This is a genomic window from Listeria kieliensis (assembly GCF_003369925.1).
Classification (GTDB): Bacteria; Bacillota; Bacilli; order Lactobacillales; family Listeriaceae; genus Listeria; species Listeria kieliensis_A.
The window spans coordinates 439,957-463,551 of sequence record NZ_LARY01000001.1 but is presented as its reverse complement, the minus strand read 5'-3'; the positions used below and the strand labels follow the sequence as shown (position 1 = coordinate 463,551).

Annotated in this window: 26 protein-coding genes; 8 read left to right on the top strand and 18 right to left on the bottom strand. The window is 41.1% G+C overall.

All coding sequences use genetic code 11. From position 1 onward, the window contains the following. Positions 1-19: 19 nt before the first annotated feature. From UR08_RS02355 to fur, 4 genes are all read right to left on the bottom strand, one after another. Positions 20-835 carry a purine-nucleoside phosphorylase gene (locus UR08_RS02355; protein ID WP_115752054.1) on the bottom strand — a complete coding sequence of 272 codons (816 nt, stop codon included), beginning with the start codon at positions 833-835 and terminating at the stop codon, positions 20-22. A 24-nt stretch (positions 836-859) separates the two neighbouring features. Then, positions 860-2,041, bottom strand: a complete 1,182-nt coding sequence (gene deoB, locus UR08_RS02350) for a phosphopentomutase (protein WP_115752053.1) — start codon at positions 2,039-2,041, stop codon at positions 860-862. 48 nt (positions 2,042-2,089) lie between these two features. Continuing rightward, complete coding sequence (gene xerD, locus UR08_RS02345; protein ID WP_115752052.1) at positions 2,090-2,983, bottom strand: site-specific tyrosine recombinase XerD; 894 nt, start codon at positions 2,981-2,983, stop codon at positions 2,090-2,092. 165 nt (positions 2,984-3,148) lie between these two features. Then, entirely contained in the window at positions 3,149-3,604 is a 456-nt protein-coding gene (gene fur / locus UR08_RS02340; RefSeq protein WP_115752051.1) for a ferric iron uptake transcriptional regulator, read from the bottom strand. Between the two features lie 317 nt (positions 3,605-3,921). Here fur and UR08_RS02335 point away from each other — a divergent pair, with 317 nt between their 5' ends. Both UR08_RS02335 and UR08_RS02330 read left to right on the top strand, forming a co-directional pair. Further along, a complete protein-coding gene (locus UR08_RS02335; RefSeq protein WP_115752050.1) occupies positions 3,922-4,761 on the top strand; it encodes an ABC transporter ATP-binding protein in 840 nt (279 codons plus the stop codon). Next, complete coding sequence (locus UR08_RS02330; RefSeq protein WP_115752049.1) at positions 4,745-5,737, top strand: NAD(P)/FAD-dependent oxidoreductase; 993 nt, start codon at positions 4,745-4,747, stop codon at positions 5,735-5,737. The genes UR08_RS02335 and UR08_RS02330 overlap by 17 nt, the downstream gene beginning before the upstream one ends. Positions 5,738-5,780: 43 nt before the next feature. On the opposite strand, the gene UR08_RS02325 is transcribed toward UR08_RS02330, so the two are convergent. After that, positions 5,781-6,479, bottom strand: a complete 699-nt coding sequence (locus UR08_RS02325) for a potassium channel family protein (protein ID WP_115752048.1) — start codon at positions 6,477-6,479, stop codon at positions 5,781-5,783. Positions 6,480-6,523: 44 nt separating this feature from the next. After that, positions 6,524-7,087, bottom strand: a complete 564-nt coding sequence (locus UR08_RS02320) for an NUDIX domain-containing protein (RefSeq protein WP_115752047.1) — start codon at positions 7,085-7,087, stop codon at positions 6,524-6,526. A gap of 212 nt (positions 7,088-7,299) precedes the next feature. On the opposite strand from UR08_RS02320, the gene UR08_RS02315 reads away from it, so the two are divergent. Together UR08_RS02315 and UR08_RS02310 are read left to right on the top strand one after the other, a co-directional pair. After that, the gene (locus UR08_RS02315; protein WP_115752046.1) at positions 7,300-7,947 is read left to right on the top strand and encodes a 5-bromo-4-chloroindolyl phosphate hydrolysis family protein; all 648 of its coding nucleotides are present in this window, start codon (positions 7,300-7,302) and stop codon (positions 7,945-7,947) included. Beyond that, positions 7,940-9,139: a toxic anion resistance protein gene (locus UR08_RS02310; protein WP_115752045.1), complete on the top strand. Its 1,200-nt coding sequence runs from the start codon at positions 7,940-7,942 to the stop codon at positions 9,137-9,139. Before UR08_RS02315 ends, UR08_RS02310 begins: the two co-directional genes overlap by 8 nt. Before the next feature lie 54 nt (positions 9,140-9,193). On the opposite strand, the gene dinB is transcribed toward UR08_RS02310, so the two are convergent. From dinB to rnz, 3 genes are all read right to left on the bottom strand, one after another. Next, entirely contained in the window at positions 9,194-10,264 is a 1,071-nt protein-coding gene (gene dinB, locus UR08_RS02305; RefSeq protein ID WP_115752044.1) for a DNA polymerase IV, read from the bottom strand. 90 nt (positions 10,265-10,354) lie between these two features. Next, the gene (locus UR08_RS02300; RefSeq protein WP_115752043.1) at positions 10,355-11,146 is read right to left on the bottom strand and encodes an SDR family NAD(P)-dependent oxidoreductase; all 792 of its coding nucleotides are present in this window, start codon (positions 11,144-11,146) and stop codon (positions 10,355-10,357) included. Positions 11,147-11,159: 13 nt separating this feature from the next. Next, entirely contained in the window at positions 11,160-12,077 is a 918-nt protein-coding gene (gene rnz, locus UR08_RS02295) for a ribonuclease Z (protein ID WP_115752042.1), read from the bottom strand. A 247-nt stretch (positions 12,078-12,324) separates the two neighbouring features. On the opposite strand from rnz, the gene zwf reads away from it, so the two are divergent. Beyond that, positions 12,325-13,806: a glucose-6-phosphate dehydrogenase gene (gene zwf / locus UR08_RS02290; protein WP_115752041.1), complete on the top strand. Its 1,482-nt coding sequence runs from the start codon at positions 12,325-12,327 to the stop codon at positions 13,804-13,806. A 49-nt stretch (positions 13,807-13,855) separates the two neighbouring features. Here zwf and UR08_RS02285 read toward each other — a convergent pair whose 3' ends face one another. Beyond that, positions 13,856-14,362 (bottom strand): GNAT family N-acetyltransferase, encoded by a 507-nt coding sequence (locus UR08_RS02285; protein ID WP_115752040.1) that lies wholly within the window; start codon positions 14,360-14,362, stop codon positions 13,856-13,858. Between the two features lie 167 nt (positions 14,363-14,529). Here UR08_RS02285 and UR08_RS02280 point away from each other — a divergent pair, with 167 nt between their 5' ends. Both UR08_RS02280 and UR08_RS13070 read left to right on the top strand, forming a co-directional pair. Beyond that, a complete protein-coding gene (locus tag UR08_RS02280; protein ID WP_115752039.1) occupies positions 14,530-14,973 on the top strand; it encodes a YueI family protein in 444 nt (147 codons plus the stop codon). 46 nt (positions 14,974-15,019) lie between these two features. Beyond that, positions 15,020-15,160, top strand: coding sequence for a hypothetical protein (locus tag UR08_RS13070; RefSeq protein WP_240616017.1), 141 nt, complete (start codon positions 15,020-15,022; stop codon positions 15,158-15,160). On the opposite strand, the gene UR08_RS02275 is transcribed toward UR08_RS13070, so the two are convergent. Both UR08_RS02275 and UR08_RS02270 read right to left on the bottom strand, forming a co-directional pair. Further along, positions 15,140-15,604 carry a DUF6884 domain-containing protein gene (locus UR08_RS02275; RefSeq protein WP_115752038.1) on the bottom strand — a complete coding sequence of 155 codons (465 nt, stop codon included), beginning with the start codon at positions 15,602-15,604 and terminating at the stop codon, positions 15,140-15,142. The two genes, UR08_RS13070 and UR08_RS02275, sit on opposite strands and share 21 nt — an antisense overlap. Next, a complete protein-coding gene (locus UR08_RS02270; protein WP_115752037.1) occupies positions 15,601-16,122 on the bottom strand; it encodes a GNAT family N-acetyltransferase in 522 nt (173 codons plus the stop codon). The genes UR08_RS02275 and UR08_RS02270 overlap by 4 nt, the downstream gene beginning before the upstream one ends. 218 nt (positions 16,123-16,340) lie before the next feature. On the opposite strand from UR08_RS02270, the gene budA reads away from it, so the two are divergent. Next, positions 16,341-17,054 carry an acetolactate decarboxylase gene (budA, locus tag UR08_RS02265; protein WP_115752036.1) on the top strand — a complete coding sequence of 238 codons (714 nt, stop codon included), beginning with the start codon at positions 16,341-16,343 and terminating at the stop codon, positions 17,052-17,054. Positions 17,055-17,093: 39 nt separating this feature from the next. Here budA and UR08_RS02260 read toward each other — a convergent pair whose 3' ends face one another. The 6 genes from UR08_RS02260 to UR08_RS02235 all read right to left on the bottom strand — a co-directional run bounded on the left by UR08_RS02260 (position 17,094) and on the right by UR08_RS02235 (position 23,592). Then, on the bottom strand, positions 17,094-18,395 hold the full coding sequence (locus UR08_RS02260) for a pyrimidine-nucleoside phosphorylase (protein ID WP_115752035.1): 1,302 nt from the start codon (positions 18,393-18,395) through the stop codon (positions 17,094-17,096). 69 nt (positions 18,396-18,464) lie between these two features. Continuing rightward, positions 18,465-19,496, bottom strand: coding sequence for a LacI family DNA-binding transcriptional regulator (locus tag UR08_RS02255; RefSeq protein ID WP_115752034.1), 1,032 nt, complete (start codon positions 19,494-19,496; stop codon positions 18,465-18,467). A 109-nt stretch (positions 19,497-19,605) separates the two neighbouring features. Next, a complete protein-coding gene (deoC, locus tag UR08_RS02250; protein WP_115752033.1) occupies positions 19,606-20,268 on the bottom strand; it encodes a deoxyribose-phosphate aldolase in 663 nt (220 codons plus the stop codon). A 141-nt stretch (positions 20,269-20,409) separates the two neighbouring features. Then, on the bottom strand, positions 20,410-22,092 hold the full coding sequence (gene alsS / locus UR08_RS02245; RefSeq protein ID WP_115752032.1) for an acetolactate synthase AlsS: 1,683 nt from the start codon (positions 22,090-22,092) through the stop codon (positions 20,410-20,412). Between the two features lie 236 nt (positions 22,093-22,328). After that, a complete protein-coding gene (gene cspD, locus UR08_RS02240) occupies positions 22,329-22,526 on the bottom strand; it encodes a cold-shock protein CspD (RefSeq protein WP_115752031.1) in 198 nt (65 codons plus the stop codon). Positions 22,527-22,893: 367 nt separating this feature from the next. Then, complete coding sequence (locus UR08_RS02235) at positions 22,894-23,592, bottom strand: phosphatase PAP2 family protein (RefSeq protein ID WP_115752030.1); 699 nt, start codon at positions 23,590-23,592, stop codon at positions 22,894-22,896. Positions 23,593-23,595: the final 3 nt, after the last annotated feature.

Sequence of the window (23,595 nt, the reverse complement as noted above, 5' to 3'; positions counted from 1 at the left end):
CAGAAAAAACGGTTTCCCTTTACATCTCCTTCAAAATCGCTCGAACATAAGTGAGGAAAGTTTGCTGTACGCGATCTGTCGTCTCAATAACTTCACTGTGTGAAAGTGGTTGATCCAAAATGCCAGCCGCCATATTGGTGATGCAAGAAATCCCAAGCACCTTAAGCCCTGCGTGGTTCGCAACAATCACTTCAGGCACTGTTGACATCCCAACGGCATCAGCCCCAAGTGTGCGGATCATCCGAATTTCAGCTGGCGTTTCATAGGTTGGCCCGCTAAACCCTGCGTAAACGCCTTCCCGAATTTCAATCCCGAGATCTTGTGCAATCTTACGAGCCGTAACACGAAGATCTAGCTGGTAAGCTTCCGACATATCAGGGAAGCGTGGACCAAAATGATCATTATTTTTACCGATTAATGGATTTGTCCCAGTAAAATTGATATGATCCGAAATCAACATCAAGTCGCCTGCTTGATAAAGCTCATTCACACCGCCAGCTGCGTTTGTCACAACTAGATGTGTCACGCCAAGCTCTTTCATCACGCGAACAGGGAAAGTCACATCTTCCATGCTATAACCTTCATAAAAATGAAATCTCCCTTGCATCGCGACCACTTCTTTTTGTTCAAGTTCGCCGAATACAAATTGACCAGCGTGACCTGAAACCGTCGAAACTGGAAAATGTGGAATTCCTTCATAAGAAAGCTTGGTTGGATTTTTAATTTCATCTGCAAGCACACCTAGACCAGAACCTAAAATCAAACCAATTTTTGGCTCTCCAGTATAATGTGATCGGATTTTCTTCACAGCTTCATTCAATTTTTCCATACTCATCTCACTTCAAACTCCCATCATTTTTTAGTTTAATTCATTTAAAAAGCTTTCGCCGTATTCGGGCATCGCGACATCAAAGTTGTCTGCAACCGTTGCCCCGAGATCAGCAAACGTCTTCCGGAGCGCTAGTTTCTTGCCTCCATCTTTAAAACGTTTGGAAAAAACAAGCAGCGGCACAAATTCTCGTGTATGGTCCGTTCCCCGGTAAGTGGGGTCATTTCCGTGATCCGCTGTAATCATAAGCAGGTCATCCTCGCCTAGTCTGCTATACACTTCCGGCAAGCGAGCATCAAACTCTTCAAGCGCATCACCGTAACCATCCGGATCTCGCCTATGCCCAAAGAGCGCATCAAAATCCACTAAGTTCAGAAAGCTCAGCCCTGTGAAATCTTGCTCCAAAACACGATTCAGTTGATCCATCCCGTCCATATTGGACTTCGTGCGAATCGCTTCTGTGACACCTTCCCCGTCAAAAATATCCGAAATCTTCCCAATCGCAATCACGTCTTTTCCACCATCTTGAAGAGCATTCATAACAGTCGGCTTAAACGGTTTAAGCGCATAATCATGCCGGTTTGGAGTTCGTACAAAGGCACCTGGTTCCCCAACATAAGGTCGCGCAATAATCCGACCAAGCATATAAGGATCATCTCGCGTGAGCTCCCTGCAAAACTCACAAATCTCATAAAGCTCAGCAAGCGGAATAATTTCTTCGTGCGCCGCAATTTGCAGCACTGAATCTGCTGACGTGTACACAATCAGCGCACCCGTTTTCATTTGTTCTTCACCAAACTCTTCGATAATCTCCGTTCCACTTGCCGGTTTATTTCCAATCACTTTCCGACCAGTTTTTGCTTCGATTTGGTGAATCAATTCATCCGGGAAGCCGTCTGGGAAAACACGAAACGGCGTATCAATATAAAGCCCCATAATTTCCCAGTGTCCGGTCATCGTATCCTTCCCGCGTGAAGCTTCTTGCATCTTCGTGTAATAAGCAAGCGGGACGTCGCTTTTTGGAACCCCCAAAACCGGTTCAATATTGGAAAGACCAAGTTTAGCCATCTCAGGTAAATGTAGCCCTTCTCTTCGTTTAGCGATATGCCCGAGCGTATCCACATCAAAATCATCAAATTCAGCTGCATCAGGAGCTTCCCCGATTCCAACTGAATCCATTACAATCACATGAATTCGTTTAAATTTGTCCACTAGCCCACTTCTCACCCTTCTTAAGTCCTCAAAAAGTTCTTTTTTTGGTTAAGCACGCGGATGATATTTTTTATAAACATCCTTAAGCCGTGCTTTTGTTACGTGCGTATAAATTTGTGTTGTTGAAATATCGGCATGCCCAAGGAGTTCTTGGACAGACCTTAAATCCGCGCCGTTTTCAAGAAGATGTGTTGCAAACGAATGTCGTAACGTATGCGGTGTGATCGGTTTGTCTATCCCAGCTTTTAGCGCCATTTGCTTGAGATTTTTCCAAAAACCTTGACGCGTCATTCCTTTGCCGTGATGATTTAAAAATACAAAATCATTGCGAGATTTCGTGCGATAAAGCTTCGGTCTCCCCGCTTCCAGATAACTTTCAAGAGCTCTTGTCGCCGTTCCTCCAAGCGGAATGATTCGTTCTTTATTTCCCTTCCCGATCGTTTGAATAAACCCCATATGTAAATGAAGATCATCTAGTTTTAAATTAATGAGTTCAGAAACACGTAATCCAGTCGCATAAAGTACTTCAAGCATCGCCTGATCGCGAAGCCCAAACACCGTTCCAGTATCCGGTGCTTCAAGCAACTTTTCAACATCTTGATAATTCAAGACCTTAGGAAGACTTTGGCGCTGTTTAGGCGTTTCGATTTGAATCATCGGATCGTGCGCCACCTTCCCATCATGAAGCAAAAAATGAAAGAATGAGCGGAGCGAAGCAATATAGCGCGCTACCGTCCGAGCAGATTTCCCATTTTCGCGAGCAAAATTCATGAAGGAAACAATTTCAGCACGTGACACAACATCAGGCCGCGTAATTCCTTCTTCTTCCTTTAAATAGTTCGCAAAAAAATGTAAATCACGCGCATACGCTTTTTTCGTGTTCTCCGACAATCCGCGTTCGACCGTTAAAAAATGCAAAAAATCTTCAATCCATTCCTCCATTATCTCGCCTCCCGCATTCTCATTTTACCACGAAACCAACCAAGATTGAACTTTAAACCTAAGGAATCCCGCAAGAAAAAGCGCCAAATCTCTCTTTCCTTCTTCCCAAGTTTTCCCTTGCTCGATTAAAAAGCAAAACGAGCATCAGCTCCCGCTGATGCTCGCTCAATCTTTCTTCTTTCCTTTTGCGCGACACTTCGAACACACGCCTTGAAACGTTAACCTGTGATCCTTCACAAGAAAGTGCCACTTGGCTTCCACTACTTTTTCGACTTCTTCTAATAAATCTTCTTGAATTTCTTCGACAGAGCCACATTCTAAGCAAACCAGATGGTGATGAAAATGCTTAGCACCTTCCTTACGTAAATCAAAACGCGATACGCCATCCCCAAAATTAATTTTATCGACCACGCGCAGTTCGGTTAAAAGTTCAAGAGTCCGGTAAACCGTCGCAAGGCCAGTATCAGGCGCAATCTCTTTCACACGCATAAAAACCTCTTCCGCACTTAAATGCTCTTTCTCATCTTCTAAAAGAACACGTACAGTTGCTTCACGTTGTGGGGTTAATTTATAACTCGCATCATGTAACTGCGCTTTAATTCGATTAATCCGTCCTTCCATTACCCAGAACCTCCCTTTACTTCACTTTTTCATTCTCAATTGACTTTTTTATATTATAATAATTCTAATTAAAAAACAAGACTAAATTTTATTTTCTTGATTAAAAATTCTTGATTTTCGTTCTGCTTACTATGGTTAAAAAGATACCATAGATTCTTTCTTCTGTCCAGATTGATTATCAATTACTTAAAACTCTTACCTTTTTTAGAATGATTCTCGTCTAGTTACTTACTAGAATTGCTTGAAACTTATCCACAAAACTTTTATACTTAAAACATTGAGAATGATTATCACTTTTTATAAAGGTGGAATATATAATGAAGCAATTTTATACAGAGAATCTGCAAATCGCTTATGAAAAGCGCATTATCGTGGATTCGCTTAACATAGAAATTCCTAAAGGACAAATCACTGCGCTTGTTGGTGCCAACGGTTCAGGCAAGTCCACCATTTTAAAAACGATGGCTCGCTTGATTAAACCTAGCCAAGGAGCTGTGTTTTTAGATGGGAAAAAAATCCATCAAGAACCGACTAAACAAATCGCAAAAGAACTCGCTATCCTTCCGCAGAACCCTTCTGCCCCGGACGGATTAACAATTGAAGAGTTGATCGCTTACGGTCGTAGCCCGCATCAAACCGGTTTCAAATCTCGCTCAAAAGCAGATAACGAAATGATCCACTGGGCCCTTAAAATGACCAACTTGCTCGATTTAAAAGAGCGTCCGCTTGATCAATTATCTGGTGGGCAAAGACAACGCGCTTGGATTGCAATGGCGCTTGCCCAAGATACGGAAATTGTCTTTTTGGATGAACCAACAACTTTCCTTGATATGACGCATCAACTAGATGTTATGAATATTTTGAAAGAGCTCAATCAAGTGGAACACAAAACAATCGTCATGGTTGTGCACGATTTGAACCATGCTTCACGCTATGCTTCCCATATGATCGCCATTAAAGATGGACAAGTAGCCGCAAGCGGGGATCCAGTTGATGTGATGACTGAAGAAACGCTTGAAGCCGTATTTAATGTCAAAGCCGATATCGTTCTTGATAAAAGAGCCGGCGTTCCCATTTGCATTCCTTATGAAACATGTAGCGGATGCGAAATTAAAGATGTTGTAAGGGAGCTTGAACCAGATGTCCTCACTATTTGATGTTACAATTATTGGCGCTGGTCCTGTTGGGCTTTACACAGCTTTTTACAGCGGCCTACGCGCCTTAAAAACCAAAGTCATTGATGCTGAGCCAGATGTAGGTGGGAAAATTCGCTATTTTTATCCAGACAAAAAAATTCATGATGTGGGTGGAATCGCGGAAACAACAGGTTACGAGCTAGTTCAAAACTTTAAGCAACAAGCAGAAACATTTGAGCCTGAATTCGTGCTCGGCAAACGCGTCACATCCCTCACTAAACAACCAGATGAAACTTTTCTTTTGCAAACAGAAGACGGCGAATATCATTATTCAAAAACAGTGATTATCGCTTGTGGAAGTGGCACTTACGAGGTGAATCCGCTCGTTGCTAAAAACGCTGACTTGCATCATGCAAAGACGCATTACCATTTGCGTGACCTCGAACAATTCCGTAATAAAAAAGTGGTTATTTCAGGTGGAGGCGATGCTGCCATTGATGCGGCCTTCACTTTGCAACCCATCGCCAAAAGTGTAGACCTGATTTATCGAGGTGAAAACTTCAAAGGCTATGAAAAACGAGCAACAGATTTGCTCGCCTCGAATATCCAAGTTCATTTGCAACATGAAATCACTTCTTTAAATGAAGGAAATGAGCTTGAAACTGTCACGATTTGCGCAAAACCCTCTGGCAAAGAAGAAAAACTTTCCTGTGAAGCCTTATTTATCAGTCACGGCGTGGAAGTAGATTTTAGCTTCACGAAAAACTGGGGACTACAAACTGCCGATTGGGGCATCCAAGTAAACCCCTTTATGCAAACTAATATTCCGGGCGTTTATGCCTGTGGAGATGCTGCTTCCTACTCACGCAAAATCCGAATTATCTCAGCTGGATTACATGAAGGCGCCATCGCTGTCAATAGCGCTAAACAATATCTCGATCCAGATGCCGCAAATGAAGCTATGGTTAGCACGCACCACGAACATTTTACAAGCTAAAAACAAGTCGCTTAATTTCTAAGATTAAGCGACTTGTTTTTAGCTATTTTTTCGTATCAATCAAATCTTTCAGGACTTTCTTTTGTTCAGGTGTTAAGGAATCTGTATTCGCGATAGATTTCACCAAACTATCAAAGTCATTTTTCTTTTTCCCACGAAAATATTCACTAACAACACCTGAAAAGGCACCTAAAATCGAAATACCGATCAGCATCATAAATCCAGCAATTAGCCGACCGAGTTGCGTATCCGGAATCACATCCCCGTACCCAACTGTCGAAACCGTCTGAATGCACCACCAAACAGCTTCCCGATAAGAAGTGAAACTAGGCTCAATCAGAAACATAATGAACGGTACCACGATGATCGTAATCACAAGTCCAATCACCAGCCGATTTGAAAAATATTTAAGCAACATATTATAAATATTCCATGAGTGACGCAAGCCTTTCGAAAGATAGCCGACATAATGCAGAACGGAGATTAGTTTAAAAACCCGAAAATCGTGTAGGAATGGGATAACAGAGAGTGCCTCTAAAAAGTGCGTTCTAAGAAACTTCTTTTTATTCTTCGCTCGAAATAACTGAACGCCATAATCAATGACAAAAACGAGCCAAATCAGCCACTGCACGATATTCGCCCAAGCCGACGAATTATCTAGCAAACAAAGCGACAAAATGATCAAGCTCACGATGAACAATTGATAAATGAAACCCGCTCTTTTCTGAAAAAAATGGACCATGTTTGGCCTCCCCTCTTCTCATTTTCCTTTTTCATTTTAAAAAGTTACTCGTCTTCAAGCTGCCTTTTTAAGTTTTCTAACTCCAAATACTGAATCGCATAAACCGTTTTGGCATCGTGAATCACTTGTTGTTCCACTAATTGCTTCGCTTCGTCAAGCGTCACTTCGAGGATGTTGACAAATTCGTCTTCATCAAGTGGCCTGTGATGCTGCAATTTTTTTAAATCGCGTGCCACATAAATATGTAAAAGTTCATCTGAGAAACCTGGAGCCGTATAAAATGAGGTCAGGTAACTGAGGGTTCCTGCCACATGCCCTGTTTCTTCTTCTAGTTCACGTGCTGCCGTTATTTCTTTATCTTCACTAGGTTCTATTTTCCCAGCCGGAATTTCAACAATTGCTTTCTCGAGTGGTTTGCGGTATTGTTCCACTAGAAGGAGCTTTCCAGAGTCACAAATCGGAAGTATCGCGACAGCGCCTGGGTGTTTCACGATCTCACGGCTTCCAGTCGTTCCATCTGGAAGTTCAACGTCCGCCGTCACAAGCTTCACAACACGCCCTTCAAACCATGTTTTTTCTCGTAATGTTTTTTCTTCTAAATTACGCACTTGGATCACCTTCTTTTTTTTCTATATTGTAACATAATTAAGCGGTCCGAGAAGAATTTACGTCGCGCGACTGATAACATGTTTCTAGGGAATATGATATGATGAATTTAAATCAAATATCCTTTCTAAAACGCATAAAAAAAGTTTAAATAAATCAAACATGATTTTCTGTTAAACATTTTAGAATCAGGAACTGAAGGAGAAGATAAACCATGACTCTATTTAAAAAAATAATGGCATTTACAGGTTCTGTGATCATTGTTTGCGTGCTATTCGGTATTCTTTCCGCGATTTTCACACACCATTACTTAGTTATCACGCTCATAACGCTTGCAGTAGCTGGTATTTTGTTCTTCTTTTCATCAAAAGCTGGCGAAAAAGCCTTGGCTGAAAAAACAGGATTAACGAATAAAGAGTATCGCTATATTCGTTCTAATTTAGAGGAAGCCCGTGCAAAAATCTTGCGCCTGCAAAAAATCATGAGTTCGCATAAAGCTCTTTATTCCTTCCAAGAACGCAACAAAACGTTGCAATTAACTAAACGTCTTTATCAAATCGTTAAAGAAGAACCAAAGCGTTTTTATGAAGCAGAAGATTTCTTTTTCTCTCATTTAGATTCGCTTGTTGAACTCACAGAGAAATATGCCTTTTTAGAAAGCCAACCGGTGAAAGATAAAAAAATTTATCAAACCTTGTCTGATACGCGCTCTCTTTTGAATGATTTAAGTCGCGTGATCGAAAAAGATTTATTCACCTTGCTGAACCAAGACGTAAACAACCTTGATTTTGAACTTGAAGTTGCTAAAAACTCGATTTCAAAGCAAAAAAAGAAATTCGAAAGGGGTCAAAATCATGAGTGACTCAAAAGAAAATAAAGAACTGAACCAAACCGATATGCTTGAAAAGGAAATGAATCATACGCTTGATGACTTGCTTTCCAATCCATTTGGAACAGATGAAAGCACTGAAACAAGCCTTTTAAATAGTGAAACTGATGGTAATGCGTCTCCTCGCCTTGTCGATATGCTTCCAGAAAGCAATAAGCGACAAGCGCTTGAGCTAAGTAAACAAATCGAACCGGGAAATCAAGCAACGATTTTAAGCTACGGTGCACCAGCACAAGCTAAATTACATGATTTTTCTCACTCCATGCTTGCTCATGTCCAAAAGCAAGATGTTGGACCAATCGGTGACATTATCAGTGACTTGATGTATCGACTTCAAGAAGCTGATCCAGATGAACTTGCAGCGCGCAATAAAAACATCTTCACAAAAATGTTTCACCGTGTGAAGCAATCGATCAATGAAATCACATCTAAATATCAAAAAATTGGAACTCAAATTGATCGGATCGCTTTAAAATTGGAGCATTCGAAAAAACGACTAATCGAAGATAATTCTTTTCTTGAGCAACTTTATGATAAAAATAAAGATTATTTCCAAGCCTTAAATATATACATTGCAGCTGGGGAATTAAAACTCGAAGATATTCAAGATAAGCTTCTTCCAGAATTAAAGAAAAAAGCTGAGCAAACAGGCGATCAAATGGATTTTCAGGAATACAACGATTTGATGCAATTTGCTGATAGACTGGAAAAACGGGTGCATGATTTGCGACTAAGTCGCCAAATTACGATTCAACAAGCCCCACAAATTCGGTTGATTCAAAATACCAACCAAGCGCTTGCTGAAAAAATTCAGTCTTCAATCATGACGGCGATTCCGCTTTGGAAAAACCAAGTCGCGATTGCTCTCACGCTCTTACGCCAGCAACAAGCTGTCCAAGCGCAGCGTCAAGTTTCTGAAACGACGAACGAGCTATTAAAACGCAATGCGGATATGCTTAAAACAAACGCGATCGAAACAGCACGTGAAAACGAAAGAGGTATTGTCGATATCGAAACGTTGAAAGAAACACAATCTAGCTTGATCGAAACCTTGCAAGAAACGCTTAAAATCCAGCAAGAAGGCCGTGCCAAACGCGCCGCTGCTGAACAAGAACTCGTTTCAATGGAGCAAGAACTGAAAGACCGCTTGCTAGAACTTAAATAATAACACCAAAGCGCTCCTTTCCGAACCGGAAAGGAGCGCTTTTTCTTCATGTATTTATAGTCCTTCAAGGCGTAGATTTTCAAAATGAATTGGCTTTAAATTGGTTACCGTAAGACCAATTAAACGAATCGAATCTTCACCATGATAAGCCTCTTGTAGTAAAGCGCGCCCTGCTTCATAAATCCACTGCTTTTCATGAACATAATCCGTTAAAGTCATTCGTTTCGTAATGGTCGTAAAGTCGCTATAACGTAATTTTAAAACAACGGTTTTCCCATGCTTATGAATTTTTTCAAGCCTCTGCTCAATTTTTTCCGCAAAACGCATCAAATTTTCTTCGAGTATTTTTTCATTCCAGACATTTTCAGCAAAAGTCGTTTCTTTTCCAACAGACTTTCGGTCGCGATTAGGATTAACAATATTATTAGAACGGCCTCTCACATGCCTATAAAGCGCATAACCGTGTTTATGAAATTCACGAATTAAATCCCACTCGCTCCAAGCCCGCAAATCTTTTCCTGTATGGATCCCGAGTCGGTGCATTTTTTCTGCCGTCACTTTACCGACACCATAAAATTTGTCGATCGGAATCTGCTCTAAAAAAGCCTCTGCTTGTTCAGGTGGTACAACGGTGAGTCCAGCTGGTTTCTCGTAATCAGAGGCAATTTTAGCGATAAACTTATTATAGGAAACTCCCGCTGAAGAAGTTAAATGTAGTTCACGATAAATGGCTCGCTGAATTTCACGAGCAATGAGCGTTGCCGACTTGAGGTCAACTTTATTTTCGGTTACATCAAGATATGCTTCATCCAGCGACAGAGGTTCAATCACGTCCGTATAGCGATGAAAAATTTCACGAATTTGCGCCGAGACCGCCATATAATGTTCCATATTGCCGCGAATAAAAATACCTTGCGGACAAAGTTTCACAGCTTGACTAGAAGGCATCGCAGAGTGAACGCCAAACTTTCGAGCTTCATAAGAGCAAGTCGAGACAACTCCACGTTTTTTAGGATCGCCTCCAATAATCAGCGGCTTATTTCGGAATTCTGGATGATCACGTTGCTCCACCGATGCATAAAACGCATCCATATCAATATGAATGATTTTTCGGCTTGTATCCATGATCTTCCTCTCCTCTCAAAAGAACATTTGTTCTCTTTTTATTATACAAGTAAAAGAAGCTTTTGCCAAGCCAAAAAAAGAAAAACGCGCCTACTTCTTCATGAAGGCGCGTTTTCCTAAACATTCAATGAGGCTTGGCATCAATTGGTAAAGTCTCGTTCCGATATTCATTAAAATGGGCAAATTGATTTCCCGTCGTTTCTTGCCAAGAATTCGAACGGTCTTTTCGGCTACTTTTTCTGGCTTAAGCGCAAAAAAGCCAACATTATTTAAGTATTCCCCCGACTGATCGGCAATTGTAAAAAAGTTGGTTGCCATCGGGCCAGGATTGACCGTTGTCACATGAATATTCGTTTCACTAAGCTCCATCCGAAGCGCGTTCGAGTAGCCTAAAACAGCAAACTTTGTAGCCGCATATGTACTTGATTTTGGAGTCGCAATTTTCCCGGCTTGTGAGGCAACATTCACGATATGTCCCTCATTTTTTTCAAGTAAAGTGGGCAAAAGTAGCTGAGTAAAGCGTATCAGCGCCAACACATTTGTATCAAACATCGCTTCCACCGTTTCAAAGGGCGTATCTAGCGCTGTTTCAAACAAGCCAAAGCCAGCAGAATTTATTAAAACATCCACATCATGTTGATCTAAAATGCGTGCCGCACAAGCATCTAACGCAGCAAAATTGGTCAAATCAACGGGATAGAAAGAAGCATTGATACCGTAAGCTGATTCAAGTTTTTCGGAAAGTGCTGCAAGCTTATCTTCACTTCGCGCAAGCAAAACAAGATGTGCTTTCTCTCGCGCACAAAGGTGCGCTAAACTCTCTCCGAGTCCACTTGAAGCTCCGGTAATCACCACCGTTTTTCCTGCAAGATATCGGTTCATTGTCTCTTTCCTCCTAAATTTCAAACGTTCGTAAATCACTGGCTATCTCTGTTTTCGGAAAAATCGACCTAGCCTCGCTAACTAATTGTTCACTGGTTTCTTTATCGTAGCGTGAGCTGATGTGCGTGATAATCAGTCGTTTTGCCTCGGCGTTCCTTGCAAGAGTGGCTGCTTCTTTCGTTGTAGAATGCATGTAAGCACGGGCCATCTCCCCTTTTTCCGCTTCAAAAGTCGCTTCGTGGACAATAAGATCCGCATCTCTTGCCAGTTCTTCTTCACGCGCAAAACTACGTGTATCGCCAAAAATTGCAAGTACTTTTCCTTTTTGCGTAGGGCCAATGTAATCTTTCCCATCAAGGATTTCACCATTTGGCAACGTGACTTTTTCTCCATCTTTTAATTGCTTAAATAACGGGCCGGGTTTAATTCCCTTTTGCATAAGCCCTTCAGCATCAAGCGCCCCTTGTTTATCACTTTCTTCAATCCGAAAACCAAATGAAGAAATACCATGATCAAGCTCCATACAGCTCACTTTGATGGTTTCATCTTGATAAACCATCCCGTCCAAAGCGATTTCTTCGATTCGAAGCGGGTAGGACAAATGCGTTCCAGAAAGCGCCAAACTCGTTTCAATGTAACTTTTAATACCCTCAGGACCATATACGACGAGTTCGCTATCGCCGCCTTGAAACGAACGACTGGATAAGAGTCCTGGCAAGCCAAAAATGTGATCGCCGTGCATATGTGTAATAAAAATTTTTTCGACTTTGCTGAGTTTGACTTGTGAATAAAGAATTTGGTGCTGCGTTGCTTCCCCACAGTCAAACAGCCAAATTGCGTTTCGTTCATTCAGCATCATCAGCGCAAGAGAAGTGACATTTCGACCTTTTGACGGAACACCAGCTCCTGTACCAAGAAAAATGAGTTCCACTTTACTTTCCCCGCTTTCGTTTTACTAGTCTTCATTTTAGCATAATCAACTGATTTTCGAAAACCCAAAGAAATTTCAACCTAGACCAATTAAAATTGGAAATCAAACAGTTGCATAGTGCCTGCTAAATAGATAAAATAGTAAGGAGCTAATGAGCTTTTTGTGCTCGTTAATGATTAAATGAAGTTAGTTTTCATTGTAAAACCTAACTTTCAGATAGAATGAAGGAAAGAGGGTCAGATCACGTATGGCAGACGAGTTAGAACAAAAAGCTTTGATCACAATATTTGGTGGAACGGGAGATTTAGCGAATCGCAAACTTTATCCCTCTCTATACCATTTATTTACGAAAGGCTATTTAAAAGATCACTTTGCTGTCATCGGTACAGCAAGAAGAGAATGGAGCAATGAATTTTTCCGCGAGAAAGTCAAGGAATCGCTTCAAGAAATTGAAGGGGCTTCGGAACATGCCGAAGAATTCGCTTCCCACTTCTATTACCAATCACACGATGTAATGGATCAAGAAACCTACGTTTCGTTAAAAAATTTATCGGACGAATTAGATGAAAAATATCAATTAGAAGGTAATCGGTTGTTTTACCTAGCGATGGCCCCCAATTTCTTCGGGACAATCGCGAGAAGAATCAAATCAGAAGGCTTTACGGACACTGCGGGTTTTCACCGTTTAATTATCGAAAAACCGTTTGGCCACGATTTAGAAAGTGCTGAGGAGCTAAACAACTCGCTTAGAGAAGCTTTCCATGAAGACGAAATTTACCGGATCGACCACTACCTTGGCAAAGAAATGATTCAAAACATTTCCGTCATTCGTTTTGCAAATTCGATTATCGAGTCTCTCTGGAACAATCGCTATATTGATAATATCCAAGTAACGCTCAGCGAAGTACTTGGTGTGGAAGATCGCGGGCGCTACTACGACGAAAGCGGCGCACTGCGTGATATGGTTCAAAACCACGTCTTACAAATTGTTTCTCTACTGGCCATGGAACCGCCGATCAAACTAACGACGAAAGAAATTCGCAACGAAAAAGTTCGGGCGCTACGTGCACTGCGCGTGTATGAAGGAAAAGAAGTGCATCAGCATTTTATCCGTGGGCAATATGGTAGTGGTGAAGTAGACGGAAAAGAATTAAGAAGTTATCGCGAAGAAGAAAATGTTGACCCTAATTCCAACACTGAAACTTTCGTAGCTGCTAAACTAATGATTGATAATTTCCGCTGGGCAGGAGTTCCCTTCTACATCCGAACTGGAAAACGCTTAGCTACTAAAGCCACTCAAATTGCTATCCATTTTAAAGACGTTCCAATGAACTTATTTGGCGATCAGCAATCACTAGGTGGAAATGTCCTCGTGATCCATATCCAACCGAATGAAGGGATTACGCTTCATTTAAATGTGAAAGAACCGGGACAAGGCATGGTCACGATGCCTGTCAACTTGGATTATGTTCATTCCTCACAAGACGGCATGAATACACCGGAAGCTTATGAAAAATTGATTCTGGATTGTTTACGCGGAGATGCGACTTACTTCTCTCACTGGGATGAAGTTAGCCTTTCTTGGAACTTTGTCGATCATATCGCGGAAGTCTGGACAACAACAAAAGATCACTTCCCGAACTACAAACCAGGTTCAATGGGACCTAAAGAAGCCGATGAACTCGTTCAAAAAGATGGATTCGCTTGGTTTCCTGTTGTAAATGAATAACATAAAAATCCCGAGGGTTGTGTTATCCGCAACCCTCGGGATTTTTTCTTTACATTTGTGCTTGTTTCCAGTTGCGCTTAAATAGCCCCATGAAATAGCAGTCTTTGTACTCGCCTCGCATGTAAAACTGTTCAACCATCGTTCCTTCAATTTCAAATCCTAATTTTTTATAAATATGGACAGCTCCTTCATTTTCGGTGTCCACATATAAAAAGACTTTATGTAGGTTTAAAATTTGAAACGCATAGTTAATGCCTTTTTCCATTGCTTCTTGTGCAAGTCCCTCACCTTGAAACTCTTCCTTAACGATCACTTGAATCTCACAGTTCCGGTGTATATAGTCAATTTCAACGAGTTCAATGATTCCTGCAAATTGACCTTCCTTAATAATCACAAAACGGCGTTCGGACTCATCATAAATGTGCTTTTGATACAGACTTTTCAATTCACTTAGTGATTCATAAGGCTCCTCAAACCAGTATGCCATGACATTTAACTTGTTATTCAACTCATGGATGTGGATTAAGTCGTTTTCTTCTAAGGCACGAATGTGCATATTTCCAGCTCGCTCTCATTAGTTTTTTACAGTTCCATTATACCATATCCAAGTTTACACAGTCAGTTTTCTAGAATTAAAGTCCCATCGCACCTGTGAAATTTTGCACCTTCTTCTACTTCATGCTACAATAAACGAGAAAATAGCTTTAAAGGAGTATCCGAATCATGGAAGAAGATAAAGTTGGTCAATATCTTGAAAATGGAATTACCGGCGGAAAAGAGTTACATCCTCTTCAAAAGAAAAAATATCTGGGTACTTTTCAGGAACGGGTGATTACTTCCCTTACAAAGGAGCAAGTATTAACACTTGATTTCCTTCCTGAACTCGAACAAAAAATGAAGGAACATCCAGATGCGAAACTGCTTTTAAACGGAGCGCTTCCCTATCAGTCTCTTCGACCTTATATTCAGCTTGCTGAGAAGACTGGAAATGAGTTCTCTATCGTTCAGCGCGAAGAAGATGAAACGGAGATTTTTCTTGTCTTAGCGGCCAAACAAGAAGTGGCAACACCGGATGTAAAGCTTGAAAAAGCAACGCCTACAAAAGAGAAAAGTCAAACTGAGTCGCAACCAAGCTTACTTGATAAAATAAAAAAAATGCTAAACTAAAAAACACGGATTATAAAGTCCGTGTTTTCGTTACAGGAGGTTCTTCATGCTACACATTATTGTTGTTTCGCTCTGCATATTAATGCTTTTGCAGAGTCTTTACTTTTTTATTCGTAAAAATCTCAACATGGGCGTGCTTTTTTTATTAATTACAGCCGCGCTTTTTTTAATCAGCAAAATGGGATAAAGGTTGCCCGCTTTGAATCGCTCGTTTTAATTTCCCTTGCATGTCGCCAATTCCTTTTGAACCATTTAAGGGCGTAAGCAAGGGATTTTTTTGATCCGTCACCTGAGAAAGCAGTGGCGTAAATTTCTTTCCTCCAAGTATCGTCACTGGTTCAAAAGCCGTTACCCCTTTTTCTTGCCATTGTGCTTTTAGCTCTTCCATTTGAATAGTTGACGCATTTGTTCCTTTCAAGGTGAAACGCACGTCATAAGGCCCTAAAACGAGATCTTCAGGCTTCAAAAATCCATAACGTGGGGAAAGAATCAGCCAATCATCCGCAAACTTTTCAGCGTATGCCTGACAAAGCTTATGAAAAGTTCCGGTATAAGCTTCTTTTGCTCGTACCGCCCCAAGTTCTGGTGATTTATCCCAAATTTTCGGTTTTCCAGAAGGAATAATCATCATTTTTTCTGCCACTCCCAGTGCATTATTTTCCCACCAGATTGAACTTCATCTTCATCTGCCTGATGAACAAAGCCAGTCCGCTCTAGTACTCCAATCGAAGCTAAATTACTTTCAAACGAGCGCGCAAAAATCCGCGTGATCACTTCTTGTTCCTTGAGCCAAGCAAGCATCGCCGAAAGCGCTTCTGTCATATAACCATGATGCTGAAACTCTGGAACAACACTGTATCCAAGCTCGATTTCACCGGTTTCATCTGGATCGCCTTGCCCACCGATTTCACCAATGACAATATTTTCTTCTTTTAAAATAATAAGACGCGTCCATTTCGTCATCTCTGGTTTCTTTTTTACATTATCAAGTACATAAGGCAAATAAAAAAAGAAATCAATTCCCGGCCAGTCCTCAGAAACTTCGCAGCCAAGCACTGTTTCCAGCTTTCCAATACCAGCAATCGTCGCTTCGATCATTTCACGGGTATATTCAATCAAAAGCAAACGCTTTGTTTCAATAGATTCCATGCCTTCCCCTTCATTCTTTTCAAGATAGTTTAAATGTACCAATTCCCACTGTTTTCTGCAAGTTTTGCTTTAAAAAGCATTTGCGACTAATACAGATTTTCACACCTGTATTAAGAATCCTCTTCATTTTCAAGAGTTTATTTTAGTGCTATAATGAAAAAAGAATAAAAACTGTATTAGTCTTGAACGGAAAACTAATACTACAAGGAGAGATAACAATGGAAACTGAAAATCAACTCTTTCAACATTCCACGATGGCCGCTCTTGTTGGCGGACTGTTTGACGGAACGATGACCTTTTCCGAGCTACTCAAACACGGAGATCTCGGGATTGGCACATTTGACCAGTTTGATGGCGAGCTCGTCGTAGCAGATGGAGTCGCTTATCAAGTGCGTGAAGACGGTAAAGCTTACGAAGTCGCACCTGAAGCAACAACACCTTATGCGAGCGTCACTCGTTTTGTGCCCGATACGAGTTTCAAGGTAAACGAAGCCACAACACGTGAACAAATCGAAGCAAGAACAGCAAGTTTGACGAAGGGGCCTAATTTATTCTATGCGGTCCAAATCAAAGGTAAATTCGGTTTTGTGAATACTCGAGTCGCTCCAAAACAAACGAAGCCTTATCCGCCACTTGTTGAAGCCGTTAAAACGCAACCAACTTATCATTTTGAAGAAATCGAAGGAACAATTGTTGGTTTCTATATGCCAGCTTATATTACAGGAATTGGCGTCGCTGGCTATCACATCCATTTCATTGATCAAGCTAAGCAAGTCGGCGGGCACGTTTTTGACTATGAATTGCTTGAAGGAACCGTAGAAGTTGCCGAACAAACTGCAGTCCATTTAGAACTTCCTCATTCGAAAGACTTCTTAAACAAAAATCTAGTATCAGATGACATGCTTGCCCAAATTGATGCTGCTGAAAAATAAAAAAGTCAGCTTTCGGAACTGCTCCGAAAGCTGACTTTTTTATTCAGTAATTATTTTATGAATCAATTTTGGTTTTTCAGCTCGATCTGCAATCGTAATATGCTCATAAATTTTAGCTTGAACAGCAGAAATATCCGCTTGACTGCTATAAACCGTGGCTAGACTTTCTCCTTCTTGAACCGCATCCCCGACTTTTTTCCGCAGCACAATTCCAACAGAAAGATCAATTTCATCTTCTTTTGTCGCACGACCAGCCCCGAGCATCATCGCGGCAACTCCCATTTCATCAGCTACGATCTCACTTACAAAACCGCTTCGCTTAGCAGGGAGCTCTTGTTTAAAAGCCGCATCAGGAAGCTTATCTGGGTTATCCACCACCGAATCATCCCCACCTTGATTCCGCAAGAATTCTTTGAACTTCTCAAGCGCTTCCCCGCTTTGAATGACCGCTTCAAGCATTTTACGAGCTACCTCTAAGCTATCCGCTTTTTTCGCGAGCACCACCATTTGGCTTCCTAAAACAAGCACAAGTTCCGTCAAATCTTCTGGACCTTCACCTTTCAAAGTAGCGATCGCTTCTTTTACTTCAAGCGCATTCCCGATTGCATAGCCAAGCGGTTGCGACATATCCGAAATGACTGCCATCGTGTTTCGCCCTACGCCATTTCCGATTCGAACCATGGCGTGTGCCAAGCTTTCGGCATCTTCTTCCGTCTTCATAAAAGCACCCGCACCTGTCTTTACATCCAAACAAATTGCATCAGCACCCGCCGCAATTTTCTTGCTCATAATCGAACTCGCAATAAGCGGAATGGAATTGACCGTCCCCGTCACATCTCGAAGCGCATACAACTTTTTATCCGCCGGCGTCAAATTACCCGATTGCCCCATAACAGCCACTTTATCGCGGTTCACAAGCTCCGTGAACTCCTCTTTCGAAAGCTCCACATGGAACCCTTTCACAGACTCGAGCTTATCAATCGTGCCTCCTGTGTGCCCAAGACCACGCCCAGACATCTTAGCCACCGGAACACCAACAGCTGCAACAAGCGGGGCAAGAACAAGCGTCGTAGTGTCACCAACGCCGCCAGTTGAATGCTTATCAACTTTAATACCACTAATCGCTGAAAGATCAATTGTTTCGCCAGAGTTTACCATCGCCATCGTCAAAGCCTGCCGTTCGTCTTCCGTCATATCTTCAAAATAAATTGCCATCAGAAGTGCGCTAGCTTGATAATCTGGAATCTCGCCTTTTGTATAACCATCCACAAAAAAAGCGATTTCATTTTTAGTTAATGGCAAACCATCCCGTTTTTTTGAAATAATATCCACCATTCTCACTTAAAGCACGTCCTTTCTTAAGTAAACCGTTTTACTAACCATAAAAATGGAAAGCTCATTTCCCCTTCACTATACGGTAGAAGAGCTTCCACTGTCAAATCTTTTCGTGCTACTTCTTTCAATCAAATCCAATTTGAGCAAATGATTCGGCATCGCTTCTTCCGGATGTTCAATTTTCCCAAGAAGGGCTTTTGCCGCGAGCGCTCCCATTTCATATATCGGTTGTCGAATCGTCGTTAATGGTGGCGTCATAAAAGCCGCTAATTCAATATCATCAAAGCCAATGACAGAAAGGGTTTCCGGGATAGCGATCCCTTCCTCATACGCGTAACGATACGCCCCCGTTGCCATCAAATCGTTTGTCGCAAAAATAGCCGTCACCTGCGCGTCTTGTTCAAACAGCTTCCTTGTGGCATCTAAGCCGCCTTGCATCGTTTGATCACCACTTACAATCCATTTTTCTAAAACTGGCAAACTATGTTCTTGCATGGCTTTTCGGTAACCCTCAAATCGTTCAAATACATTATAAAAAGACGCATCTGAAACGATAATCCCAATATCGCGGTGGCCTAAATCGATCAAGTGCTTCGTGGCCTCATAGCCTCCAGCAAAATCATCAACGGCGATCCTTCCCTCTTGCCGCTCATTTCGTTCGCGATCAAGTAAAATAAACGGGCAACGCTTATCCTTTAGGCGCGTAAAGACTTCTGAATCGAGAATGTGCGGACTTGCAATAATCAGCCCATCTACGGCACGATGCAGCAATTCTTCAATGTAGTGATCTTCTCTTTTCGTGTCATTCGACGAATTACAAAGCATGATCATATACCCTTCCCCGTTTAAATAATCTTCTGCTCCTTTTACTAGCTGCGAAAAGAAAGCATCCGTTACTTCAGGGACAACCATACCGATCGTATTTGTATGATTTTTGATCATATTTTTAGCGAAAAAATTCGGCTTATATTTCATTTGTTCAGCTGCATGAAGGACTTTTTTTCTTGTCGCTTCGCTAAATCGATCTCCTTTTCCATTTAAAATCTGTGAAATGGTCGTAATTGATACCCCTGTTTTCTCGGCAATTTCTCGAATCGTCGTGCTCAACCGAATCCCCCACTTTCCAATATGCTCTCCCTACATTTTTACATAAAAATAGCCATTAGGAAAGAAAAAGCAAAAATGCATCCAAACCTTTTGATTTGGATGCATTTACTTAATAATCTGATGTTCCTGTTTCGCCTGAAACAATCGCTACGCCAGCACTTGCTCCAATACGCGTTGCTCCGGCATCAATCATTTTCAAAACATCTTCTTTCGTCCGAATCCCACCAGAAGCTTTCACACCGATGTCTGGTCCAACTGTTTCACGCATAAGCTTGATATCATGAACCGTTGCGCCACCAGAACTGAATCCAGTAGATGTTTTCACAAAATCAGCTCCTGCTTTCACCGCAAGCTTGCAAGCACGAACCTTCTCTTCATCCGTCAAAAGACAAGTTTCGATGATCACTTTAACAAGCGTTCCATCAGCCGCTTCTACAACAGCCTTAATATCTTCTTCAACAAGTGTATCATTTCCCTCTTTTAACGCACCGATATTAATGACCATATCGACTTCCGTTGCTCCATTTAAAATAGCATCCTTTGTTTCAAAGGCTTTCATACTAGAAGTATTTGCTCCAAGCGGAAAACCAATTACCGTACACGTATCCACACTAGAATTCGCAAGTTGACTGCTCGCAAATTTAACCCAAATAGGGTTTACACAAACCGAAGCAAATTGGTAAGTTTTAGCTTCTTCTGTTAGCTTTTCAATTTGCGCTTTTGTTGTTTCCGGTTTCAGTGCAGTATGATCAATCATTTTGGCAATATTCATCATTCAAAACTCCTTTGTTTTATCCTAATTGTATCTTACTCTAGATCGCATGCAATTTCAACGATTCTCACGAAAATTTTCAAGTGTAAACAGCCAAAAAGCAAGAAAGGAGAAAACTCCATTCTTGCTTTTTGGTAAAACTTAATAGAATTGATCTGGAAGAAGCGATTCACCCAATTTGATATTTTCGCGATAGTCAATTGGAATATCTACTATCACAGGTCCTTCAGATTGGAACGCTTCAGTAAGAACGGCATCCAAATCTTGAGGACGCTCAACACGAAGTCCTTTAGCTCCAAAACTTTCCGCATATTTCACGAAATCTACGCCACCAAAGCGAACAGCTGCTTCTTTGCCGTATTTCATTTTTTGTTGGAAAGCTACCATATCGTAACTTCCATCATTCCAAATCAAATGAACAAGTGGGATTCTAAGTCTAACAGCTGTTTCTAGCTCCATCGCGGAAAACAAGAAACCGCCATCACCAGAAATAGATACCACTTTTTCACCCGGACGAACTAATCCGGCAGCAATCCCCCACGGAAGTGCCACACCAAGTGTTTGCATACCATTACTGAATAGTAATCTGCGTGGTTCATAAGAACGGAAATGCCGCGCCATCCAAATATAATGGGAACCAACATCGACCGTTACCGTAACGTCATCGTCAATTTTAGAGCGTAGCGATTCGATCACAGAAAGCGGGTGAACTAAATTGGTTTCATCAGGTTCACTCGGAATATCACGTTGTTCAAGTTGCTCGTGCAAGCCTCTTAAAATTTCCTGCTCTGCTTCCCCAAGTTCTAGCCCATCGAATTTTGCATTAATCCGGTCGATCGTCAGCGAAATGTTCCCTACAAGCTCTGTGACTGGTTGATAGTAATGATCAATTTCGGCAATAATATCATCAATATGCACAATCGTCCGATCAGAAGACGCATTCCAAGCTTTTGGGTCATACTCAATCGGATCATACCCCACCGTGATAACAAGGTCGGCTTTGCTAAGAAGAATATCTCCCGGTTGATTCCGGAACAACCCAACGCGACCAAAGAAATTGCTTTCTAACTCACGGGAAATGACACCTGCTGCCTGAAACGTTTCTACCACTGGAATGCTTGTTTTTTGCAGCAAACGGCGAATTGATGCGGTTACTTCTGGACTACTTGCACGCATACCAAGAAGAAGGACCGGGAGTTTGGCTTTTTTCAGCCGTGTGATAAGCTTAGCAACTTGTTCTTTTGTTGCCGGACCCGTTTTTGGTCGAGCAAGCGAACGAATTGCTTTTGCCGGAACGTGCTCTTCTGTCACAATATCCTGTGGCAAACTGATAAACGCCCCACCTTGACGAGGTTCTTCAGCGGCACGAAAAACATTTGAAAGTGCTTCAGGAATATTTTTAGCATCAACCACTTCTTCACTATATTTCGTAATTGATTTAAAAAGAGCCGCGTTGTCCATCGATTGGTGCGTTCTTTTTAATCGATCTTGTCTGCCCACATTTCCCGCAATCGCTACAACTGGATCTCCTTCAGATGTAGCCGTTACAAGTCCAGTGGCAAGATTTGAAGCCCCGGGTCCACTTGTCACAAGCACTACACCTGGTTTTCCAGTTAAACGTCCAACAGCCGCTGCCATAAATGCAGCATTTTGTTCGTGACGGCTCACAATAAGCTCAGGACCACGCTCTTCCATCACATCAAAGACTTTATCAATTTTTGCTCCTGGTATTCCAAAAACATGTGTTACACCTTGATTGATTAAACTATCAACAACAAGATCCGCTCCAGTTTTATCATCAAATTGTTCCTGCTTCTTTTCCAATTCGCTTCATCTCCTGTATCACTTTGTTTTAAAATTAAATTAAAACAGTTTAAACTATACTTTCTTATTATATAGAAAAACTAAGTTTAATCAAGAGTAAAAACCAACAAACTGTTATATAAGAATTGAAAAACTGTTTTACAATGTGTTTCATTTAAATAAAAAAATCTAGCAACCTTCTAAAAAGCTGCTAGATACTTCGTTCATTCTTTTGTTTCTCTTACCTAAAACTGAAATTATAGTTTAACTACGTTTTCAGCTTGAGGGCCACGTTGACCTTCAACAACGTCAAATTCAACTTCTTGACCTTCTTCTAGGCTTTTGAAACCTTCTTCTTGGATCGCGCTGAAATGTACGAAAACGTCGTCTCCGCCTTCAACTTCGATGAATCCAAATCCTTTTTCACTGTTGAACCATTTTACCTTACCTGTCATGTTTCCACAGACCTCCAAAAAAATAATTTACTTAATATGGGTTTTCAAATAAAAAACAAACTGGCCAAGCTAATCAACAAGCCCTTGCGTGTTTTTCATAAAAAAATTCACATATTATAAAAAGTATTCATATGATAAAAGCTTGAATACTCTTTATAACATGTGAATATTTCCGTTCTCTACAAATACAACTTGTAAAACCATATTTTCTTATCAACAGTTCTATCTTAACGCTTATCCCAATAAATTGCAAGAGAAAAATAGTGGCGTTTACATTTTGAAAATTCGCGAACTTGCTTTAAATACACATTAAAAAGCATCTTTCAAAAGAGTGTCCCACTCCTTTGAAAGATGCAACAAAATCAGTTTATTCTACTTTACTCAGATCTTTAAGCCGCCATTTCGTCAACAATTGATGGAGCGGTTTTCGAACAAGGAAGTAAACACCTGTTGAAATAAAAATCGAAGCCATCCCAAACAAAAAGCCACCAAGCACATCAGTTGGATAATGCACGCCTAAATAAATTCGTGAATATAAGATATAGAAAATCACAAAGAGTCCTAATGCGCCAATGACGATTTTTGCCCAGATTTGTCGAACTGTAAAAATCAAAAATAGTGCCGCTAAACCATAAAAAATGGATGTTGCCGTAGCATGTCCACTCGGATAACTAAAACCTGTCTCAGAAACAAGCCAATTAGATGAATCCGGGCGACTACGTTCAACAAAATGTTTCAGTAAGTAGTTGAGCACGACGCCACAAAAAAGAACTGTGCCTCCAAACCATAATCCAACAGTAAACTTCCGTAAAATGAATAGGACGATGACAACGATGATCGTCATAACAATCACATATTCAGCAGATCCAAAATGCGTTAAAAATTTTACTAGCTTTGTCGTTCCCGCCTCAAGATGGCCATCGCGAATCCGGGCAATCCAACTTAAATCAAACTTTGCTACCCAATTACTGCTTTTTGCTACACTTACCGCCTCAAAAATAAACGCAATTAAAGCAATTACTCCAATAATGAGTAGCGGCAAAGCTTTTTTTCCATTTGAATTCATTCT